Source organism: Bradyrhizobium pachyrhizi (genome assembly GCF_001189245.1).
GTDB classification, from domain to species: Bacteria; Pseudomonadota; Alphaproteobacteria; order Rhizobiales; family Xanthobacteraceae; genus Bradyrhizobium; species Bradyrhizobium pachyrhizi.
In genome coordinates this window covers 51,444-70,171 of the sequence record NZ_LFIQ01000079.1, presented here as the reverse complement: position 1 = coordinate 70,171, position 18,728 = coordinate 51,444, and the positions used below count along the sequence as shown (strand labels likewise).

At 65.4% G+C, this 18,728-nt stretch carries 17 protein-coding genes and 1 pseudogene; 9 read left to right on the top strand and 9 right to left on the bottom strand.

From position 1 onward, the window contains the following. Positions 1 to 463: 463 nt before the first annotated feature. From AKL29_RS46680 to AKL29_RS17585, 4 genes and pseudogenes are all read left to right on the top strand, one after another. Positions 464 to 556 (top strand): annotated as a pseudogene (locus tag AKL29_RS46680) (DUF2147 domain-containing protein); the annotation flags it as partial. A gap of 184 nt (positions 557 to 740) precedes the next feature. Then, entirely contained in the window at positions 741 to 1,355 is a 615-nt protein-coding gene (locus AKL29_RS17595; RefSeq protein ID WP_050385011.1) for an inner membrane-spanning protein YciB, read from the top strand. A 141-nt stretch (positions 1,356 to 1,496) separates the two neighbouring features. After that, on the top strand, positions 1,497 to 1,823 hold the full coding sequence (locus AKL29_RS17590) for a hypothetical protein (protein WP_063616519.1): 327 nt from the start codon (positions 1,497 to 1,499) through the stop codon (positions 1,821 to 1,823). A 154-nt stretch (positions 1,824 to 1,977) separates the two neighbouring features. After that, positions 1,978 to 3,564 carry a FecR domain-containing protein gene (locus AKL29_RS17585; RefSeq protein ID WP_050385010.1) on the top strand — a complete coding sequence of 529 codons (1,587 nt, stop codon included), beginning with the start codon at positions 1,978 to 1,980 and terminating at the stop codon, positions 3,562 to 3,564. An 83-nt stretch (positions 3,565 to 3,647) separates the two neighbouring features. On the opposite strand, the gene AKL29_RS17580 is transcribed toward AKL29_RS17585, so the two are convergent. The 3 genes from AKL29_RS17580 to AKL29_RS17570 form a co-directional block, all read right to left on the bottom strand. After that, complete coding sequence (locus tag AKL29_RS17580; RefSeq protein ID WP_050385009.1) at positions 3,648 to 4,475, bottom strand: class I SAM-dependent methyltransferase; 828 nt, start codon at positions 4,473 to 4,475, stop codon at positions 3,648 to 3,650. Positions 4,476 to 4,591: 116 nt separating this feature from the next. Beyond that, complete coding sequence (locus AKL29_RS17575) at positions 4,592 to 4,999, bottom strand: hypothetical protein (protein WP_152977635.1); 408 nt, start codon at positions 4,997 to 4,999, stop codon at positions 4,592 to 4,594. A gap of 78 nt (positions 5,000 to 5,077) precedes the next feature. Continuing rightward, positions 5,078 to 5,383, bottom strand: a complete 306-nt coding sequence (locus tag AKL29_RS17570) for a nickel-binding protein (protein ID WP_028332582.1) — start codon at positions 5,381 to 5,383, stop codon at positions 5,078 to 5,080. Between the two features lie 166 nt (positions 5,384 to 5,549). Here AKL29_RS17570 and AKL29_RS17565 point away from each other — a divergent pair, with 166 nt between their 5' ends. Continuing rightward, complete coding sequence (locus AKL29_RS17565) at positions 5,550 to 7,355, top strand: winged helix-turn-helix domain-containing protein (protein WP_028332583.1); 1,806 nt, start codon at positions 5,550 to 5,552, stop codon at positions 7,353 to 7,355. Here AKL29_RS17565 and AKL29_RS40770 read toward each other — a convergent pair whose 3' ends face one another. Both AKL29_RS40770 and asd read right to left on the bottom strand, forming a co-directional pair. Continuing rightward, positions 7,356 to 8,156: an NUDIX hydrolase gene (locus tag AKL29_RS40770; RefSeq protein WP_082190616.1), complete on the bottom strand. Its 801-nt coding sequence runs from the start codon at positions 8,154 to 8,156 to the stop codon at positions 7,356 to 7,358. It abuts the gene before it with no gap. A 118-nt stretch (positions 8,157 to 8,274) separates the two neighbouring features. Then, a complete protein-coding gene (gene asd / locus AKL29_RS17555; RefSeq protein ID WP_050385007.1) occupies positions 8,275 to 9,144 on the bottom strand; it encodes an archaetidylserine decarboxylase in 870 nt (289 codons plus the stop codon). A 34-nt stretch (positions 9,145 to 9,178) separates the two neighbouring features. On the opposite strand from asd, the gene AKL29_RS17550 reads away from it, so the two are divergent. After that, positions 9,179 to 10,843, top strand: a complete 1,665-nt coding sequence (locus tag AKL29_RS17550; RefSeq protein ID WP_028332586.1) for an aminotransferase class III-fold pyridoxal phosphate-dependent enzyme — start codon at positions 9,179 to 9,181, stop codon at positions 10,841 to 10,843. Between the two features lie 299 nt (positions 10,844 to 11,142). Here the strand turns inward: AKL29_RS17550 and AKL29_RS17545 are convergent, their stop codons facing one another. From AKL29_RS17545 to AKL29_RS17535, 3 genes are all read right to left on the bottom strand, one after another. Then, positions 11,143 to 11,760 carry a hypothetical protein gene (locus AKL29_RS17545; RefSeq protein WP_028332587.1) on the bottom strand — a complete coding sequence of 206 codons (618 nt, stop codon included), beginning with the start codon at positions 11,758 to 11,760 and terminating at the stop codon, positions 11,143 to 11,145. A 242-nt stretch (positions 11,761 to 12,002) separates the two neighbouring features. Next, complete coding sequence (locus tag AKL29_RS17540; protein ID WP_028332588.1) at positions 12,003 to 12,692, bottom strand: class I SAM-dependent methyltransferase; 690 nt, start codon at positions 12,690 to 12,692, stop codon at positions 12,003 to 12,005. A gap of 33 nt (positions 12,693 to 12,725) precedes the next feature. Further along, complete coding sequence (locus AKL29_RS17535) at positions 12,726 to 13,781, bottom strand: glycosyltransferase family 4 protein (protein ID WP_028332589.1); 1,056 nt, start codon at positions 13,779 to 13,781, stop codon at positions 12,726 to 12,728. Between the two features lie 138 nt (positions 13,782 to 13,919). On the opposite strand from AKL29_RS17535, the gene AKL29_RS17530 reads away from it, so the two are divergent. Together AKL29_RS17530 and AKL29_RS17525 are read left to right on the top strand one after the other, a co-directional pair. Beyond that, complete coding sequence (locus AKL29_RS17530) at positions 13,920 to 15,302, top strand: TAXI family TRAP transporter solute-binding subunit (protein ID WP_028332590.1); 1,383 nt, start codon at positions 13,920 to 13,922, stop codon at positions 15,300 to 15,302. 115 nt (positions 15,303 to 15,417) lie between these two features. After that, complete coding sequence (locus AKL29_RS17525) at positions 15,418 to 16,200, top strand: sulfite exporter TauE/SafE family protein (protein WP_050385016.1); 783 nt, start codon at positions 15,418 to 15,420, stop codon at positions 16,198 to 16,200. Between the two features lie 23 nt (positions 16,201 to 16,223). On the opposite strand, the gene AKL29_RS17520 is transcribed toward AKL29_RS17525, so the two are convergent. After that, positions 16,224 to 17,444 (bottom strand): acyltransferase family protein, encoded by a 1,221-nt coding sequence (locus tag AKL29_RS17520; protein WP_244482116.1) that lies wholly within the window; start codon positions 17,442 to 17,444, stop codon positions 16,224 to 16,226. A 253-nt stretch (positions 17,445 to 17,697) separates the two neighbouring features. Between AKL29_RS17520 and AKL29_RS17515 the strand changes: the two genes are divergently transcribed. Further along, entirely contained in the window at positions 17,698 to 18,387 is a 690-nt protein-coding gene (locus AKL29_RS17515; protein WP_028332593.1) for a L,D-transpeptidase, read from the top strand. Positions 18,388 to 18,728 lie beyond the last annotated feature (341 nt).

Below are 18,728 nucleotides of genomic sequence, written 5' to 3'. Positions count from 1 at the left end.
ACAGGCGCACAACAAAAGACGATGCTGCCTTGCGGCGCAACGACACACGGGCGAGAGCAACCGACGGACATCCAAGCGGTACGGTACTGCTATCGGGGTCCGGAACCGCCGCCGAATATATTTGCGGCGCGTCAACGCCTTGATCCGGCGGCTATTTGAGCCGCGCATCGCAACGCGGCATTGCCGCGAACAGCGAGCCTGACAACAAGACTGACTTTTTCGGCCGGGAACCCCTTGCTAGCTTTGACGTTAATGCGGGTAGCGTTGTGAACCGAAGGGAGTCTCCCCAATGGATTTCGCGAGTCCTCTGCTGAGCAAGCTGAGCATTGTGGCCGCGTACATCGCGTTAGCCTTCGTCGGCGCCATTATTCTCGGCGTGTTCTAGGACATTCGACAGGCATGAGTTCAGCGCCCGGCGGCCGCCCCCGCCGGGCGCTTTGCTGTTTTGCGTTCACTCCGCCACAACTACGGCTCGATGATCGCGATGAGGGGCTCGAATGCGACGCGCGTGCAGGGCTGCGCCTTCGGCGGCATGTTCTGCGGCGGCTGGACCTAGAAGCGGGTTAGCTAGCCCGCGAGTACGACCTGGTATCCGCTGCTGTGCAACGGCGGGTCGAGTTGACGAATCGCCTTCAGGCAATGGTTTGTATCTGCCCGGCGGTCGCTTCATGTGGGTCGCCGGACCCGCTATAAGAGCCGCATTGTCGAAAATGAATTGAACCGCGGGCGACTGGCAACCAATGAAGCACTTCCTCACCGCGGCCAGGCTGCTGGCGCTCGACCTGGCGTCGACCCTTGTCTTTCTTGTTCTGTTCCTGCTGACGCACAACACCGCGCTCGCGGTCGGCCTCGGCATCGCATTCGGCGTCGCGCAGATCGGCGTCCAGAAGGTGCGCGGCAAGCGGATCGACACCATGGAATGGCTCAGCCTGTTCCTGGTCGTCACTGCAGGCACCACCACGCTGCTGACCCACGACCCGCGCTTCGTACTGTTCAAGCCGAGCGTGATCTACGCCATCGTCGGAGTCGTGATGCTCAAACCCGGCTGGCTCAACCGCTATCTGCCCGGGATCGCGCAGAAGGTCGTGCCCGATGTCGCCGTCAAGGTCGGCTACGCCTGGGCCGCCCTGATGTTCGTCTCCGCCGGTGTGAACGCCTTCGTCGCGCTGACCTGCGAGATCACGACATGGGCCGTCGTGATGCCGATCTTCGGCATCGTGAGCAAGATCGTGGTGTTCCTCGGCGGCTTTGCCGCGCTCCGCCTCACCGCGAGGCGCCGCATCCGCGCCATGCCGGAGGCCCAGCGCGAGGCTGTGCTCGCGCTCGAAGGGGCACCGGCGCCCGCTGCGCCGTAGCCCCCGACGGGGGTGTGGTCGACGAAACAGACGGCCCGCGCGACGAAACCATTTTGCCCCGGCGACGAAGAATTGCCGAAACCAAGCCTGCCTAGTGATGGCTTCGACAACGCGCTGCTTCGGCGCGATCACAAGGGGGACATGATGGCTTTCACCGCTTCCGCGCTTCGTCACGGCAAACTGCTGGCGGCAACCGCGTTCACGCTTGGTCTGCTGACCTCGGCGTCCTATGCCTACACCGACGAGCAGCAGCAGATGTGCACCAGCGACGCCATGCGGCTGTGCAGCTCGGAAATTCCCGACGTCGATCGCGTCACCGCCTGCATGGTCCGCCAGCGCGCGCTGCTCAGCGACGGCTGCAAGGCGGTGTTCCACTACGTGCCGCCGGCGGCTGCGCAACCCGCGAATTATGCGCCCGCGGCCAAGCCGGCGAAACCGCTCAATATCACTCCTCACAAGCGCGGCTAAGCAAAACCCCAACAGCGACCAAGCACCGCGCTTCCGACAACGGAGCGCGGTGCTTGATCGTTTCGGTCCGCCATGACAACAAGGCGGAATCGTTCATGCGGCATTCAGCCTGACGCGGCTCAATTGCCGTCCCCACTGCCTCCCCCGGGAATCGATGGCGATGCGCCGCAGCTTTCTCTTTGCGCTTCTGCTTGGCGCCGGCGTCACGATCGGTTGGCAACCAACGGCCAATGCCGCACCGGGCTTGACGCAGCTCGCACAGGCGCAGCCTGCACAGGCGCCCGCCCCGGCGCCGAGCGCGACGCCGGCTACGCCTGCTCCCGCAACACCCGCGCCTGCAACGCCGGCGCCGGCCGCGAGTGCGCAGCCCGCAGCGCCCGAGCCGATCGGCAACGTGGCAACACTGACAGGAACCGCGACCGTCACGCGCAACAACACCGCGACGCCGCTGCAGATCCGCGACGACATCTTCGCCAATGACGAGGTCGCGACATCAGCGACCTCCTCGCTCGGCATCACCTTCAACGACGGCACCACCTTCAACCTGCGCGCCAATGCCCGGATCACGATCGACAATTACGTCTATGAGGACGGCGGCCCGCAGAACAGCGCGCTGTTCAACGTCACCAAGGGAACGGCGGCCTTCGTTGCCGCCGCGGTCGCCAAGACCGGCGACATGAAGATCTCGACCCCGACCGCGACGCTCGGCATCCGCGGCACCACCGGCCTCGTCGAGGTGCCCGAAGGCGCCACCGCGACCAGCAGGAATGTCGGCATCAAGCTCTATCCCGACGCCGACGGACATGTCGGCCGCATCGAGGTCAACGACCGCAGCGGCGCCTCGCTCGGCGTGCTGACGCGCGGCGCGAGCGGCTTTGCGATTCGTCCGGGCACCGGCGGCGCCCGCTTCGCCGCGGTAGCGCTGACGATCTCGCCGCAACAGATCACGCGCGACCAGGGCTTTGTGCGCCAGGTCCATAGCGCGCAGACGCTGGGCCGTCAGGTCGTGACCGAGCAGCGCGACTTCCGCCGCGCCAATCCCGACTTCCGCAGGGCCAATCCGGCAGCGCCCTATCCGAACCGCGGCCAGCCGGTGCAGCCGAACCCGCAGCGCCAGAACGGCCTGCCGGGCCAGAACCGCAACGCCCCGCAGCAGCCGGGTCAGCAGAATCGTCCGGGCCAGATGCAGCAGCCCGGCCAGCCGAACCGTCCCGGGCAGCAACCGGGCACGCCTGGCCGGCAAGGTTCGCAGCAGCAACCCGGCACGCAGCAGCAAGGCGGCGCACAGCATGCGCTGCCCGGCCAACCCGGCGGCGCGACGCTGCCACACGCGCCCGGCGTCCAGACGCCAGCCGGACAACAGCCGGCGGGACAACAGCCAACGCGCCAAGCCCCCACGCAAGAGCCAGCGCGCCAAGGCGGCACGACGCAACCCGGCGGACAACAATCGCCGGCTCGGCAAGGCGGTCTGCAGCCCGGCCGCACCCAGGCCCCGGGCGGCGTGCGCCAACCAGGACAACCAGCGCCCCAGCCGGGTCAACCGGGCGCGCCGCGACAAGGCACCGCGCAGCCTATGCCGCAGGCGCCCGGCCAGATGCGACCCGGTATCCAGCAAGCCGCACCGGGCGTGCGTCCGGGCATGCAACGGCCCGCGGTGCAGGCGCGGCCCGGCTTCCAGCAACGGCGCGCGCCGCCTCCGCCACGCGGCGCGAAGCCTCCGCCCAGGGACAAGCGCCAGTAACCGAGTGATCGCAGCAATGTCGATCAAACGAGCGAATGGCGCCGGCGAGTTACGCCGGCGCCATGCACAGATCGACCGGCAGGTCAGCCGCGCTTGGTGATCACGGCCTCCAGATATTCGCTCGGGATCACCAGCGTGCGGTCCCTGGCGATATTGAACTGGTCCATCAGGCTGAACATGTCGGCGGCGAGCAGTTGCTGCTTGACCGGATCGATCGCTCCGAACGCCTTCAGCACCGGCCCGTAATAGGTGCGGAAGATCTCGAGGAAATGCTCGCGCGACCTGTAACGGAAATTGAAGTGCCTGCGCTTGGCATCAAGCGTCGCCTGCGGGCCGAACAAGGCGCCGAGATGCGCTTCGGTGCCCCACAGCGCGGGAGATTTCACGCCCGGCGCCGGCGGCACATATTTGCCGATGGTCTTGAACAGCTGGCCGATGAAGCCTTCCGGCGTCCAGCTTGCGAGGCCGATCTTGCCGCCGATGCGGCAGACGCGGCGCAGTTCATTCGCCGCCTGCTGCTGGTCGGCGGTGAACATGACACCGAAGGTCGACAGCACGACGTCGAAGCTGGCGTCGGCAAACGGCAGCTTCTCCGCGTCCGCTTCCTGGAACGTGACGGGCAGATGCTCCGCGGCCGCCCGCTCGCGGCCGCGCTCGAGCAACGCCGCGACGTAATCGGTCGAGACCACGTCGGCGAAGCGCCGCGCCGCGGCCAACGTCGCATTGCCGTTGCCGGCGGCGACGTCGAGCACCATTTGATTGCTGCGCAGGTCGACTGCCTCGCAGAGCATCTCGCCGACGATCTGGAGCGTGGTGCCGACGATCGCGTAGTCGCCCGAACTCCAGGTGGCTTGCTGGCGCGCCTTGACGGCGGCCAGATCGATGGTCGGCATTTCGGTCTGAACGTTCATGTGCATCTCCTTTGAAATGTGGTGCGGCTCGCGGCGAGGCCGCCGGCTTCGCCGAGAGTCCGCGAGTTGCGCCAAAACGGCGTCGAGCGGTGCAATGACTTCAAATGTGCTGCGCACTACGTACGGCGGTCGAGCAGGACCGGGATGGTCGATGCGGCAACTATGCTCCAGTCCGAGCGATGCCTGCAGCCGTGGCTGCTAGGCTGAGTCGAGGCGGCCTGCTGCGCCGGAGCTGCACGATGCTCCCGAACGACAGGTTCCTCCGCTCGGGTGAATACGGGTGAGGACAAACCCGCGATCACAAGCCCGAGCAGTGCGCTTCGCCCGATCGGCCGTGAGCAGCGGTTCCCGGCGTCCTTCGACTGGCCGCCGGCCTCGCGCGGCATCAGGCGACTGGCCTGCCGCTCGCGATGGGCGAGCATGCCTGCGACCGATTGATTGACGATCCGGCGGATCCGCAAAAGCAGGAAGGAAAAATGCCTTCGTACCGGACTTGAAATGGATTCCATGAATGAAATCGACATAATTGTTTCCTTGATCGAAGTGTGATGGCGCTCCGGATCAGGTTTGGTCGGGATACGCCAAGCGACGCCGCGCAGGCGTCATTCGGCTGCAATGGGCGGTTGGACCGGATCACCGCGCACCACCACGGTTGCCGCGACCTTGTAGAATTCCTCGCCCGGCATGCCGACGCAGCGCGCATGCTCCCGGATCGAGTCACCGTCACGCGCCTCGTATATGCAGAATGTGCCGATGCGACCATCCGCCTCATGCACCACATAGCTGCGGATCCAGCGGACACGGTCCGGCATCTGCTCGTCGCCGATCCTGGCGGAGGTTGCGCCGGCGAGTTCCAGTTCGCTCATGTTCGCCCAGGCGCTCGGGCGGCGAATGACATAGAGTTCCATCGAAATCTCCTCGGTTGCGGCTGTTGAACAGCAGGCTGCGCTCATGGCGAGCCACGATGAGCTATAGGCGCTGACGATGCCGACTGTCCTTACCGCGGACTGATCATTGCCTGATCTTTGTCTGATCCTTGCCTGAACCTTTTCCGCCGAGCCCCAACTCATACACATGGCATTCTCATTTGGACTGTTCGAGCTTGATGAAGCTGGACGCGTGTTGCTGTGCGCGCGCCAAGAGGTCCCATTGCAGCCGCGTGTGTTCGATCTGCTGATCTATCTGGTTCGACACCGCGACCGGGTCATCTCCAAGGAAGAACTCCTCGAAGCCGTCTGGCCGGATGTGACGGTCACCGACAACTCGCTGCAGCGGGCGGTGAGTGCGTTGCGCGCCGCGCTGCGCCACGGCGGCATGGACGGCGCGATCCGAAATCTGCCGGGCAAGGGCTATCGCTTCTTCCTCGAGTCCGAGATCCGGCAGCCGGAACGCATCGCCCCCAAGCAAGTCGATGGCACCGTCGGTGCAATCGGTCTCGCCCGACGCGCAGCGGCCGGACAATTGTGGTTGCAGGCAGCGACCCTGTTCGCGAGCGCGGATGAAAGCGGCCAGCTCAGCCCTGAAGATCTGCACGATTGGGCGCTTGCCCTGCAGTGCCTCGGCAGGGCCACGGCAGCAATTCCGATTCTGGTTCGCGCGGTCGGCGCACGCAGCCAGGCCGGTGACGCCGCAGGCGCCACGGTCGATGCGATCGCGCTCTCGGCTTTGCATTTCGAAAGCGGCCAGGCCGCGATCGGAAAGGGCTGGCTCGCGCGGGCCGAGGATTGGGCTTCAACGCTCGACGATCCTCCGACGACGGCCCTGGTGTTATGGATGAAGTCGAAGCTGGCTGCTTTCGATGGCGAGCCGGAACAGGCACTCGCGTTGGCCGACGCTGCCTACACCGCCGTCAGATACAAGGATGCGATCAATATCGAAGCGCTGAGCCTGGCCTATCGCGGCTTCTATCGGCTGTGCCTCGGCGACACACACGGAGGATTGTCCGATCAGGACCATGCCGCCGCAGTTGCCCTGTCCAGCAACAATCTGGACCCGATCATGGGCGGCAACCTCTATTGCAACATCCTCTGGGCGGCCCGGATGTTCGGAGATTGGGCACGCGCCGACCAGTGGACGCGGAGCTACCAGAACTTCTGCTCGGGCAGCGGCATGGAATTGACGGGCTCGTGCCAGCTGCACCGCTCCGAGGTGCTCGGCATCCGAGGCTCGCTCGACGAAGCGCTGGCGCGCATTCAGGACGCGCTCGCGCGCCTGACCAGCGATGCGCCCTGGTCTCTTGGCGATGCCAACCGGGTGCTGGGCGATATTCAGGCGGCGATCGGCAATGACGACGCAGCGCTCGAAGCCTATGACAGGGCTTACACGCTGGGCTGGTGCCCGGAGCCGGGCCGCGCCATGCTGCTGCTCGCGAGAGGCGAAGCGGAAGCCGCCTATGCAAGCCTCGAGCGGAGCCTGATCGGCAAGACCTGGTGGACGCTGCAGCGACGCGGAATCCTGCTCGCGCATCTGGCGCTGGTTGCCGCGCACACGCATCGGACCGTTCGAGCGAAGGCATTGATCTGCGAACTGTCGGGAAGTCCGGATCGCTGGCCGATGCCCTCGATCCGCGCGCTCACCAACGAAGCACAGGCGATCCTCGCGCTTTCCCGGCAGGATCACGAAACAGCCATGCGGCACCTTCATCTCGCCCGCCAGCTGTGGTCCAGCATCGAAGGGCGGGTTCAGATCGTGCGGCTGAGGCTTCAGATCTCCAGCCTCCAGCTGGAGCATGGAGATGTTCGCGGCGCCATGGCCGAAGTTCATGCGGCACAGCTTCTGGCGCGTGACCTGGGTTCGCCCAAGCGTCTTGCCGAGTGTCTTGCCTTGCAGCGTGACATTGACGCCTGGCAGCCAACGGCACGACGTCAGATGTGCGGGTGATCACGCCGCGCGACGCAGCCAGTCGCGCACGCGTTCGATCAGATTCTTGCGCGGCGCGGGCTGAGGTGCCGCGCCGGCCGGCACGACCTCGTGCACGAATGTCGGCGATTGTTCAGGGACGACCGTCTCGGCGCCCCGCTCGGTCTCTGCAATTGCATCGGGTGCGGCCGCCGGATCCTCTTGCGGCGCCATGCCGGGCGGATCGGGTTCGCTTTGCGCCAGCGGAGGCTGATCGATAGCCGGCGTCTCTGCCGGCGTAGCCGCATCGGCAACATCCGGCGCGTCGACGACCTCCTGCTCGTCTATGACCTGTGGCACAGCGACTTCGCGAATCCGCCGGCGCTCTGCGGCCACGGCTCTCGCCCGCGCACGCCGCTCGCGCTCGGCGTTCGCCGCGGCCTGCAGCGCGATCGGGCCGATATTTTCCAGGAACGCGCGCTCATAGCTGCGCGACAGACGCTCGAGTGCCTCATCGAGCGGCAGCCAGTCCACCTCGCGGATGTCGCTCATCAGCGCCCGCACCGGCTTGCCGCCGGCATCCATGCGCCAGTAATGCACCACCTTGGATCGGCCGCCTGAATCATAGACCAGCGTGCCGAGGAATTCGTGCACGTCGACGTCGTGGCCGGTTTCCTCCAGCACCTCGCGCTCGGCAGCGGCGCGCGGCGTCTCGCCGTCGTCGAGCTTGCCTTTCGGCAACACCCATTCATTGCGCTTGCGCAGGCGCACGACGGCAAAGCGCGGCGGTGTCTCCCGCCGCAGCACAATGCCTCCCGCCGCCAGAACAGGCGTCCGCGCCATCTCGTGTCCATCAGGTTTGCGATTTAGGATCGTCGCACGACGATCCCTGCTATTCTACGCATGATCTCGAAAAGTGGAAGCCGGTTTTCCTGCTCAAACGATGAGCGCGATGCGCAGATCAGATCGCAGGCTTTCGCAGCAACGGTTCGCCGCATTTGATCCGCGTTCCCTCCGCGACGTTGTCGCAGAATTCGAAATTGCCGGGCGCCAGCACGATGATCGTCGAGCCGTGTTCGAACCAGCCGAGTTCGTCGCCCTTCTTCACATGCGCGTTACAGGAAAAATCCACCGGGCCTCGCGACTGCGCGTTCAGCGTGATATCGAGGAAATGCAGGCGGAGACTGGCGACAAGGATCGCCGCGACCGGAACCAGCGTCAGCGCCTCGCCGGCTGGAAGCTTGGCGCGCAGCACCGCGCGCTCATTCTTGCAGAACAGTCGCTCGATCCGCTTTAGCGCGATCGGATTGACGTTCCAGACGTCGCCATGAATGAACGTCACCTTGTCGATGGCAAGATCATAGGGCGCGTGGAAGCGGTGATACATGCTCGAGGTCAGCCGCAGCGTGACGAAGCGGCCGTTCCGGTGCTGCTCCACCAGCGCCGGATCACCGACCAGATCAAGCAGCGAATAGGGCGCGCCCTTGACCTGGAACAATTGCCCGTCCTCGATCCGCCCATGCGCGCCGATGATCGCGTCCGACGGGCTCGCGATAATGGCGGGATCGGCCGCTGCGCGGCGCAGGCCTGGCTTCAGCTCGCGGGTGAAGCAGTCATGCAGGCTCCTGAACTCGGTCTTCTTGGCCTCCGACAGATCGAGGTCGGAGAACAGCTTCCAGCAGGCGATCGAGGCGTCGCGCACCAGGGGGTTCTCGACCTTGGAGAACCAGCCCATGAAACGGGTCAGCGCGGCCCGCGGAATCCGGTTGGTGAGCAGGAAATTGAGGTCTTCCTGCTGGGTGAATGCCGAGATCAGGCCCTTGACTGTCATGAATCTGTTAGGTGCTGAGGCTAGCGCTTCTGTCATGGAAACATCCCTTCCGATTCTCTCGCTGTCCGCCGCCGCGCTTGCCGGCGCCGCCGCAGCCTTCCCCAAAATTCAGGCCCGCATCGCGCTGTCGCGCGCCAAGCACCGCTCGCTGACCGGACATTCCAAAATGTCCAAGATGGTCGCGCGGATGGTCCCGCACTACGAATTCGACATCGACGACTTCTTCCGCTCCGACGGTGCGCCGAAGGACGTCGCGATGCAGCGCCAGGACGGTTTCTTCCGCCTCGCCGGCCTCTACGGGGATCGCTACCCCAAGGGCCGCGCGCTGACCGCCGAGGTGACGGAGCGCATCTCCGATCTGCAGTTCACCGAAACCTACCGCGTGCCGTTCCAGTACAGCCGCCTGGTGCGCGAACATCTCGGCACCTCGGCCTTCGTCGAGGCCTCCAGCGGCGTCACCGTCACCGACGTCGACGGCAATGTGTTCTACGACCTGACCGGCTCCTACGGTGTCAACATCTTCGGCAACGACTTCTATAAGGAGTGCATCGCCGAGGGTGAGAAGCGCGCCCACGCGCTCGGCCCCGTGCTCGGCCCCTACCACCCGATCATTGCCGACAACGTCAAACGGCTGTGCGAGCTGTCCGGCCTTGATGAGGTCTCGTTCCATATGTCCGGCACCGAGGCCGTGATGCAGGCGGTGCGGCTCGCGCGCTACCACACCAAGCGGAAGCGCCTCGTGCGTTTCGCCGGCGCCTATCACGGCTGGTGGGGCGACGTGCAGCCCGGCGTCGGCAATCCGGTGTCGCCGCACGAGACCTTCACGCTCGCCGACATGTCGGAGAAGACGCTGCACGTGCTGCGGACGCGCAACGACATCGCCTGCGTGCTGGTCAACCCGCTGCAGGCGCTGCATCCGAATTCCAACGCGCCCGGCGATTCCGCGCTGGTCGACTCCTCGCGTTCCTCCAGATACGACCGCGCGGCCTACACCGAATGGCTGAAGAAGCTGCGCGAGGTGTGCACCGAACGCGGCATCGTCCTGATCTTCGACGAGGTGTTCGTCGGCTTCCGCCTCGCCGCCGGCGGCGCCCAGGAATATTTCGGCGTCAAGGCCGACATGGCGACCTACGGCAAGAGCCTGGCCGGCGGGCTTCCGGTCGGCGTGGTGTGCGGCCGCAAGGATTTGATGCGGCGCTTCCGCGACGACCGCCCGGCCGACATCTGCTTCGCCCGCGGCACCTTCAACTCGCATCCCTATGTGATGACAGCGATGGACGAGTTCCTGAGCCGGCTTGCCAGCCCGAACTTCCGCTCGATCTACAACGGGCTGGACGAGACCTGGAACGGCCGTGCCAAGGCGCTCAACGACCGGCTCAAAGCCGCCAGCCTTCCGGTTCGGGTCGGCAACATCTCGTCGATCTGGACCGTCTATTACACCGAGCCGTCCCGCTACAACTGGATGCTGCAATACTATCTGCGGGCCGAGGGACTGGCGCTGAGCTGGGTCGGCACCGGCCGCCTGATCTTCACCCTCAACTACACCGACGCCGACTTCGCCGAGGTCAGCGACCGCTTCGTCGCGGCAGCCGAGAAGATGAAGCGCGACGGCTGGTGGTGGCACAAGGCCGGTCTCACCAACAAGTACATCAAGCGGCAGATCCTGAAGGAGATGGTCGCCGTGAGGTTCGGCCGCTGAGGGCTGGCGCTGTTCCTCCGCCCCCTCGCCCCGCTCTTGCGGGGAGAGGGCTGGGGTGAGGGGCTGCATCCACAAAATCGGAAATGGACGGACTCGCGGTGAGCCCCCCTCACCCGGATCGCTGACGCGATCCGAACTCTTCCCGCATGCGGGGCGAGGTAAAGTGCGCGTGGGATCAAAAAGGCTCAACGAGAAAGTATCCGCTGTGGTCCTAAGAAAGTATCCGCTGTGGTCCTAAGAACGTGGATGCCCGGGACGAGCCCGGGCATGACGCAGTTTGAAGACGCTGGGAGCAACGATCAGGCGTGCTTGACGTGCTTTTCGAGACCCGGATCGATCAGCTCGCCCTTCATCAGGAACAGCGGCGCCTTGTGATAGAGCTTCAGGTCGTTGAAGGGGTCGGTGATGATCTTGGTCATCCAGACGAGGCCGGTCTCGACGTCGCGGATGAAGAACAAATGGACGGTGCGGAACAAGAGGCCGCCGACGCCGACCACGAGCCAGATCTTGGCCACCTGGCGGGTGAAGTCGCCCATCGTGACCCAGGGCTTGAACAGGCCGAACAGCGTCGGGTCGAAGTACAGCACCATCGGCGACAGCGCCCAGATCGCCATCAGCACGACCTTGCGCTGCAGATTGTAGCCGACCTTGATGTCTTCCTTGTGCTCGTGGGTCGCCTGGTTGACGTGGTCGTAGCCCTTCGGCTCGAAGAAGAAGTGACCGGCCTGGCGCGAGGTCATCGAGACCAGCCAGCCGACCAGCGCCGACACGACCGGATCGAAGAACAGCATCACATAGGCGAACAGGAAGCTCAGCGCGCTGACGAAGTGCAGGCTCTGGTTGATGCGGCTGTGATGGTAGAAGCGATGGTCATCCCAACGCTGGGTACGCAGCTCTTGCAGGAAATTCTTGATCATTGGTTCCCCCAACATCTTTCGGAACAGGATTTACAGGGATTCGATGTATCGCGTGTGACATCATCATAATGACATATGACAATGCGGAGCGACGCCTTGACGCAACCGGAGCAGGGTCTCGCCTCATCCCGACGAAATCTGCGGGGATCAGGCGAAGGAGATCGTAGCCTCCCGGCTTGGGGTGCGCTGTGCGCTACCTTACCCGGGAGGTGCGGCGGGCCGGGCCGCCCGGCCGGGCCACCTCAGGCGGCTTTGGCGACATCCGCCTTGCGGAAGCGGACCAGCGAGAAGTGGCCGAGCGGCGGAATCAGGCGACGCTCCGCGAGCTCCATGCCGCGCGCGCCCGCGAGCCATTTGGTGTAGCGCGACCAGGCGAATTCGGCGGTCCGGAACCCGAGCGGGCGCACCACCGGTTGCAGCTTCTGCTCGATGAAGCGGCGCACGCCGGCATCGGCGCTGACGCGGGTCAGGATGATCAGTTCGCCGCCCGGACGCACCACGCGGGCGAACTCGTCGAGCGCGGCTTCCGGGTTCGGCACCGCCGACAGCACGTACTGCGCCATCACCACGTCGAACGAGTTGTCGGGGAATTCCAGCTTCTCGGCGTCCATCACCGCGAGGCCCTCGACATTCTTCAGACCCCGCTCCGCGACCCGCTTCTTGGCCTTCTCCAGCATCGCTTCCGAGATGTCGGTGCCGAAGATGCGGACGTTCTGGCTATAGAGCGGCAGCGAGATGCCGGTGCCGACACCGACCTCGAGCACCCGGCCGCCGATCTTGTTGGTGGCCTGGATCGCGGCCTGCCGGCCCTTGCTGAACACACCGCCAAACACGAGGTCGTAGATCGGCGCCCAGCGGTCATAGGCCTGCTCGACCGTCTCGCGGTCGAAGTCCATGGAACGGTCGGCACCCAGCTTGATGATTTCAGCCATAGATCGTCTCTCGTCTCTCGTTCGATTGAGCTGTTAATTCGGAACCGCGCTGCGGCCGGCAACGCGACGGGCGGGCCGCGGCGCGCGGCTCGGCTGCAACGTGGCCAGATTGCCGATGAACTGACGCGCACTGTTTTCCCAGGAACGCTCCAACGCAAAATTGCGGCAGTCCGCGCGCGACATCGTCAGCGCGCGCAGGCAGGCGCTGCGCAGGTCGTTGTCGATCGCGCCGATCGGATGGTTGGCGATGACGTCCTTCGGGCCGGTGACCGGGAATGCCGCGACCGGCGTGCCGCAGGCCAGAGCCTCGAGCTGCACGACGCCGAAGGTGTCGGTCAGGCTCGGGAACACGAAGACGTCGGCGGCGGCGAGGTGCGAGGTCAAATCCTGCCCCTTCTTCTCGCCAAGGAAAATCGCGTCGGGATATTTCTGTTCCAATGCCGCCCTTTGCGGGCCGTCGCCGACCACGACCTTGGAGCCCGGCAGGTCCAGCGACAGGAAGGCGTCGAGATTCTTCTCCACCGCGACGCGGCCCATGGTCATGAAGATCGGCCGCGGCAGATCGAGCACAGCCGGCTGGTCCGGATTGAATATCCTGGTGTCGACGCCGCGGGTCCAGAAGCCCAGCCTGCGGAAGCCGCGCTCGGCGAGCTCGCTGCGCAGCGAGTCGGTCGCGACCATCGTCATCGACCCGGCGGCGTGGAAGTGGCGCAGCACCGCATAGCCGACGCTGTCGGGAATGCCGGTACGAACCGAAACATATTCCGGGAAGCGCGTTGTATAGGATGTGGTGAAGGCGAGCTTGTTGCGCTGGCAATAGCCGCGCACCGCCCAGCCGATCGGCCCTTCGGTCGCGATGTGGATCGCCTCGGGCGCAGCCTCCTCGATCCGGCGCGCGATCTCGCGGCGGTTCGGCAGCGCCACGCGCAGGCCCGGATAGGTTGGCACGCCGACCGAGCGGAAACCGTCGGGAGTGAGGAATTCGATCTCGGCGCCCAGCCCGGCTGCGCTGCGCGCAAGCGACGTCAGCGTCCGGACCACGCCGTTGACTTGCGGATGCCAGGCATCGGTCGCAACGAGTATGCGCATTGCAGGAGATCCAAATCGTTAATCTTGATTCTGCTCGCACGACGTTCTGACATGGATGTTTCAAACGTATGACGTCATCGAAATGTTAGGTTGTTTTTCACGGCAAACAGCCGGTTTTTCGTGTAACGTGACAGCTAGATGTCAGAGCAGAGTGAAAATCCCGGCGCCAAGCGCCGCAGGCTCAGGAGACGAAACTCGTCGCTGCTGATCCTTGCGGCCGGCATGCTTGTGTTCGGCCTCGCCGCCGGCGCGCTGTATTACGCGCTGCGTCCGGTGACGCTCGCGATCGCGGTCGGCCCGACCGGCAGCGAGGACGTCAAGCTGATCCAGGGCTTCGCCCAGGTCTTTACGCACGACGGCAGCTCGGTGCGGCTGAAGCCGGTCACGACGCAGGGCTCCGCCGAGAGCATCGCACTGTTCACGGCGAACAAGGTCGACCTCGCGGTGGTGCGCGGCGACCTCGATCTGCCCGCGAGCGCCGAGTCGGTTGCGATCCTGCGCAAGAATGTCGTCGTGCTGTGGGCGCCCTCGGGCGCCAAGGGCAAGCGGCGGTCCGCGAAGATCAAGAGCATCGACGACCTCGCCGGCCACAAGGTCGGCGTGGTCGGCAGCACCCAGGCCAATGTCACGCTGCTGCGCGTGATCCTGACCGAGTCCGGCGTCAACCCCGACAAGGTCGCGGTCAGCCAGTTCGCCGTCAACAAGATCGCCGACCTCGCGCGCGATCCCTCGCTCGATGCCTACATGACCGTCGGCCCGCTCGACAGCAAGGTGACGGCGGAAGCGATTACGGCAACGGCGGCGGCGCGCGGCGAGCCGGTCTTCCTCCCGATCGATGTCTCGGAGGCAATCGCGCAAAAGCATCCGCGCTATGAGTCCGAGGAGATCGCCGGCAGCATCTTCTCGTCGTCGCCGGCGCGGCCCGAGGACAAGGTTGAGACCGTCAGCGTCAATCACCTCATCATCGCGCAACATGCGCTGAGCGAGGCGACCGTCGGCGCGCTCGACCGGCAGCTGTTCACGCTGCGCCTCCAGGTCGCGCGCGATCTGCCGGCGGCGGCAAAGATCGAGAAGCCCGACACCGACAAGGACGCCGCGCTGCCGGCGCATCAGGGCGCGGCCGCCTATATCGACGGCACCGAGCGCACCTTCCTCGAAAAATACTCCGACTACATCTGGGGCGGCATCCTGCTGCTCTCCGGCCTTGGCTCCGCGGGCGCCTGGCTGCGCCACTACGTGAAGCGCGACGAGCGCGAGCACTACATCACCCATCGCGACAATCTGCTGACGCTGATCTCGCAGGTGCGCGGCGCCGAGACGCCGGAACAGCTCGCGGCCATGCAGGGCGACGCGGATGCCCTGTTGCGCGAGGCGCTCGACTGCTACGACGACGGCGCGATCGAGGAAGGCGACCTCTCGGTGATCGGGCTGACGCTCGAGCAATTCCATCACGCCGTCTCCGACCGCCGCGCCGTGATCAACGGCGACAAGCCGGGCCTGCCGCGGATGCGCGCCGGCTAGGCCGCGTGCACGCCGAATTGCACCGAGAGCAATGTGCACCGAGAGCAATGTTTGGATTGCGCGTGCAGGCGCGCGTGGCCATGTTGAGTACGACCACAACGCTTCGCACGACACCATGATCACGTCCATCGTCGCTGACCTGCCCGGGCCTTTCGTGCTCGCGGTTGCCTTCGCCGGCGTCTTCCTGATCGCCTTCATGAAGGGCGCGTTCGGCGGCGGATTTGCCATCGTCGGCATCCCGCTGCTGTCGCTGGCGATGGACCCGATCGCGGCGGGCGCGCTGCTGGCACCGTTGTTCGTCGTCATGGACGTCACCGCGCTGCGATTCTGGCGCCCGAGCACGTGGTCGCGCATCGATCTCGCGATGCTGCTGCCGGCGCTCGTCGTCGGCATCGGCCTCGGCTATTTCGTGCTGCGCGATCTCGACCGGCATGCCGTCGAGATCGTGATGGGCGTGGTGACGCTGGTGTTCGCCGCGCTGTGGTTTCTCGGCGGCGGCGAGATCAAGCCGCGTCCGCGCTCGACATTCAAGGCGACGTTCGCCGGCCTGTCCTCCGGCGTCACCACGATGGTGGCCCATTCGGGCGGGCCGCCGCTTGCGATCTATCTGCTGCCGCTCGGCATGTCGAAGACGCTCTACGCCGGCACCACCAGCCTGTTCTTCACGGTCGGCAACTTCTTGAAGGCCGGCCCGTGGCTCGTGCTCGCCACGCCGTCGCGCAGCCTGTGGATGCTGATGGCGCTTTGCGTGCCGGCGGTACCGGTCGGCGTCTGGGCCGGATGGCGGCTGCACGAACGTCTCGACCAGCGCGCGCTGTACCGTGCCTGCTACGCCATTCTGGTCATCACCGCCGCCAAGCTGCTGTGGGACGGATCGGCCGGATATCTCGGCTCCTGAACAGCGAAAGTGCTGGCTCCTCGTCAGGAGGATTGCCTGCTGCGGACAGCGCTGGCGGCAACGGCAAGAGGCGCAATGTCCTGGCGCGGCGCGGCCGCATCGTCGGGCGCAAGGCGCTCGCGCGCCACGAAGGAGAAGCGGCTGCGCAGTTTCAGGATCGGCTTCTCGATCCAGTGCCAGGAGAACGCGGCGAACAGCGTGATCAGCAGCAGCGCGATCGCGAACTGGACGATCACGGGCGCGTGCGGCAGCCATACCCGCACCACCTGCTGCACCGGAAAGCCGTAGAGATAGATGCCGTAGGAATAGTCGCCGCGCGAGATCAGCGGCAGCCGCGGCAGCTTCGAGACGCCGAGATAGGCGGTGATATAGACCAGCGCCGGGGCGACCAGCAGATTGAGCACCGGCTGGCTCATCCAGTCCGCCGGACCAAGCAGCGCGGCGCCCGCGCAGAGCGCGCAGCACGCGGCGAGAAGCCATCCGTTGTAGGGAATGCGGTCACGATAGAGATAGATCGCGATGCCGAGCATGAACGCGACCGGCAGCTTCGCGCCGCGTCCGAGGAACGGCGCCGTGCTGAAGATCCTGTCATGCAGCGTGCCGGCGACGCCGGCGGGCAGTTGCGGGAGTTGCGCGCTATGACCGGTGAGTGCGAGCGCAAGGCCGATGCCGACCAGCACGAGCGCACCGAGCACGATGAGCGGCGGCTTGCGCAACAGGCCGAACAGGATGAACACCGTCATCAGCGCGTAGCAGCCATATTCGAACGGCACCGTCCACAGCGAGCTGTTGACCTCCGGCGCGGGATTGCCGCTGAACACGCCGGGCAGGACGTAGTTCACGAGGCCGACGATGTTGGTGAAGTATTTGTAGGTGCCGAAGTTCGTGAAATAGTCCGACAGCGGCAGCGCGGTGAAGATCGGCCCGAGGATCAGTGCCGACAGCACGATCTCGACCGCAAGCGCCGGAATGATCCGCATGCCGCGATTGGTGAGAAATTCCTTCAGGGAGAGCCGCAGCCCGCTCGCCGCGATCAGAAACCCGCTCAGCGCGAAAAACATCACGAGAATGGCGTAATGCGGAAACCAGGAGATCCACGCCTGCTCGCCGTCGCCACTGCCGCTCGCGACATAGGGCGCGTGGGCGGCGACGACGGAAATCGCCAGTGCAATGCGGAGAAAATCGAACCCGGGGCCGAAACCCTTCTGCCGATCCAGCATGCTGCCGATCGTGTGCCCCAGCATCATTTCCACTCCATTCCGAAACAATGCGCTGGGACAGCAAGCACCGTGCCAGGAAGACTGTCTTGCGGCGGGACACCCCCTTCCCGGCAACCCGGCTTTAACCGTGCGACGAAACACGCACGAAACAATTCCCTAACGGCACGAAACCATTTTGGCGATTTCGTGCAAACGTCCTGAAACGCCTCGCCTGTACTGCTTTGACCCAACGACGCGCCGGAACTGGCGCGCAGGGCGCAAACAACAGGGGTCGACAATGTTCAATTCCATCAAGCTGAACTCGCGTCTCGCTGCCGCCGCCTTCGGCGCGCTGGCGATCGGCACCGTCGCTTTCGCAGATTCCGCCGCGGCCGCACCGCTGCCGATGTTCCCCTTCATCCTGACGCCGCCGACCCAGACGGTGCAGCCGCCGGTGCAGTCGATGCCGCAGGTGCAGGAGGAAGACCGCTCGGTCGAGTTGCCCGCCCGCCTGCGCCGCCAGGTCGTCGCCTATCCGACGCGCGAGGCGCCCGGCACCATCATCATCGACACCCCGCACACCTATCTCTATCTCGTGCTCGGCAACGGCCAGGCCATGCGCTACGGCATCGGCATCGGCCGCGACGGCTTCACCTGGTCGGGCACCCAGACCATCACCAAGAAGGCGGAATGGCCGGATTGGACGCCGCCGCCGGAAATGATCGCCCGCCAGCCCTATCTGCCGCGCCATATGGCCGGCGGCCCCGGCAATCCGCTCGGCGCCCGCGCCATGTATCTCGGCGGCACCATCTACCGCATCCACGGCACCAACGCGCCGGAGACGATCGGCACCCGCGTGTCCTCCGGTTGTCTGCGCCTGACCAATGAAGATGTCTCCGACCTCTATTCGCGGGTCAGCGTTGGCACCAAGGTGATCGTGCTGCCGATGACCGACCGCCGCGCCGATCTTGGCTCGGCCGTCCGCTAACTCCCGCCCTTCCAAGGCATCCCTAACAAAGGCGTCCTCGACAACGGCTCCGGCACTTCGTGCCGGAGCCGTTGTCGCGTTCATAAACCTTAACGCCATCGCCCCTGAAGCAGCTTGATCCCGCCACACTGGCGCCCTCGTCAGGGGGCCTGTACAACCCGTCAAGTTGATTTTCATCCGGGGGAATGATGCGTCTACCGATGCATCCAAGGACGATAGCGCTCGGGATCACGGTGGTGCTGATCTCGTTCGTGATCAGCCTCAAGGCAATGGACTGGCTCGCGCCGAGCGTCACCGTGCAGAAGCCGAAGCTCGCAGAGCCGCCGCCGCTGCCGCAGGCG

Excerpts from the sequence above, each read along its gene's own strand:
- AKL29_RS17515 (WP_028332593.1), top strand. The coding sequence starts at position 17,698 with ATGTTCAATTCCATCAAGCTGAACTCGCGTCTCGCTGCCGCCGCCTTC.
- AKL29_RS40770 (WP_082190616.1), bottom strand. The coding sequence starts at position 8,156 with ATGGCGCGGACGCCTGTTCTGGCGGCGGGAGGCATTGTGCTGCGGCGG.
- AKL29_RS17590 (WP_063616519.1), top strand. The coding sequence starts at position 1,497 with ATGATGGCTTTCACCGCTTCCGCGCTTCGTCACGGCAAACTGCTGGCG.
- AKL29_RS17550 (WP_028332586.1), top strand. The coding sequence starts at position 9,179 with ATGGAAACATCCCTTCCGATTCTCTCGCTGTCCGCCGCCGCGCTTGCC.
- AKL29_RS17580 (WP_050385009.1), bottom strand. The coding sequence starts at position 4,475 with ATGAACGTTCAGACCGAAATGCCGACCATCGATCTGGCCGCCGTCAAG.
- AKL29_RS17545 (WP_028332587.1), bottom strand. The coding sequence starts at position 11,760 with ATGATCAAGAATTTCCTGCAAGAGCTGCGTACCCAGCGTTGGGATGAC.
- AKL29_RS17570 (WP_028332582.1), bottom strand. The coding sequence starts at position 5,383 with ATGGAACTCTATGTCATTCGCCGCCCGAGCGCCTGGGCGAACATGAGC.
- AKL29_RS17595 (WP_050385011.1), top strand. The coding sequence starts at position 741 with ATGAAGCACTTCCTCACCGCGGCCAGGCTGCTGGCGCTCGACCTGGCG.
- AKL29_RS17565 (WP_028332583.1), top strand. The coding sequence starts at position 5,550 with ATGGCATTCTCATTTGGACTGTTCGAGCTTGATGAAGCTGGACGCGTG.
- AKL29_RS17520 (WP_244482116.1), bottom strand. The coding sequence starts at position 17,444 with ATGCTGGGGCACACGATCGGCAGCATGCTGGATCGGCAGAAGGGTTTC.
- AKL29_RS17525 (WP_050385016.1), top strand. The coding sequence starts at position 15,418 with ATGATCACGTCCATCGTCGCTGACCTGCCCGGGCCTTTCGTGCTCGCG.
- AKL29_RS17585 (WP_050385010.1), top strand. The coding sequence starts at position 1,978 with ATGGCGATGCGCCGCAGCTTTCTCTTTGCGCTTCTGCTTGGCGCCGGC.
- AKL29_RS17575 (WP_152977635.1), bottom strand. The coding sequence starts at position 4,999 with ATGTCGATTTCATTCATGGAATCCATTTCAAGTCCGGTACGAAGGCAT.
- AKL29_RS17535 (WP_028332589.1), bottom strand. The coding sequence starts at position 13,781 with ATGCGCATACTCGTTGCGACCGATGCCTGGCATCCGCAAGTCAACGGC.
- asd (WP_050385007.1), bottom strand. The coding sequence starts at position 9,144 with ATGACAGTCAAGGGCCTGATCTCGGCATTCACCCAGCAGGAAGACCTC.
- AKL29_RS17540 (WP_028332588.1), bottom strand. The coding sequence starts at position 12,692 with ATGGCTGAAATCATCAAGCTGGGTGCCGACCGTTCCATGGACTTCGAC.
- AKL29_RS17530 (WP_028332590.1), top strand. The coding sequence starts at position 13,920 with ATGTCAGAGCAGAGTGAAAATCCCGGCGCCAAGCGCCGCAGGCTCAGG.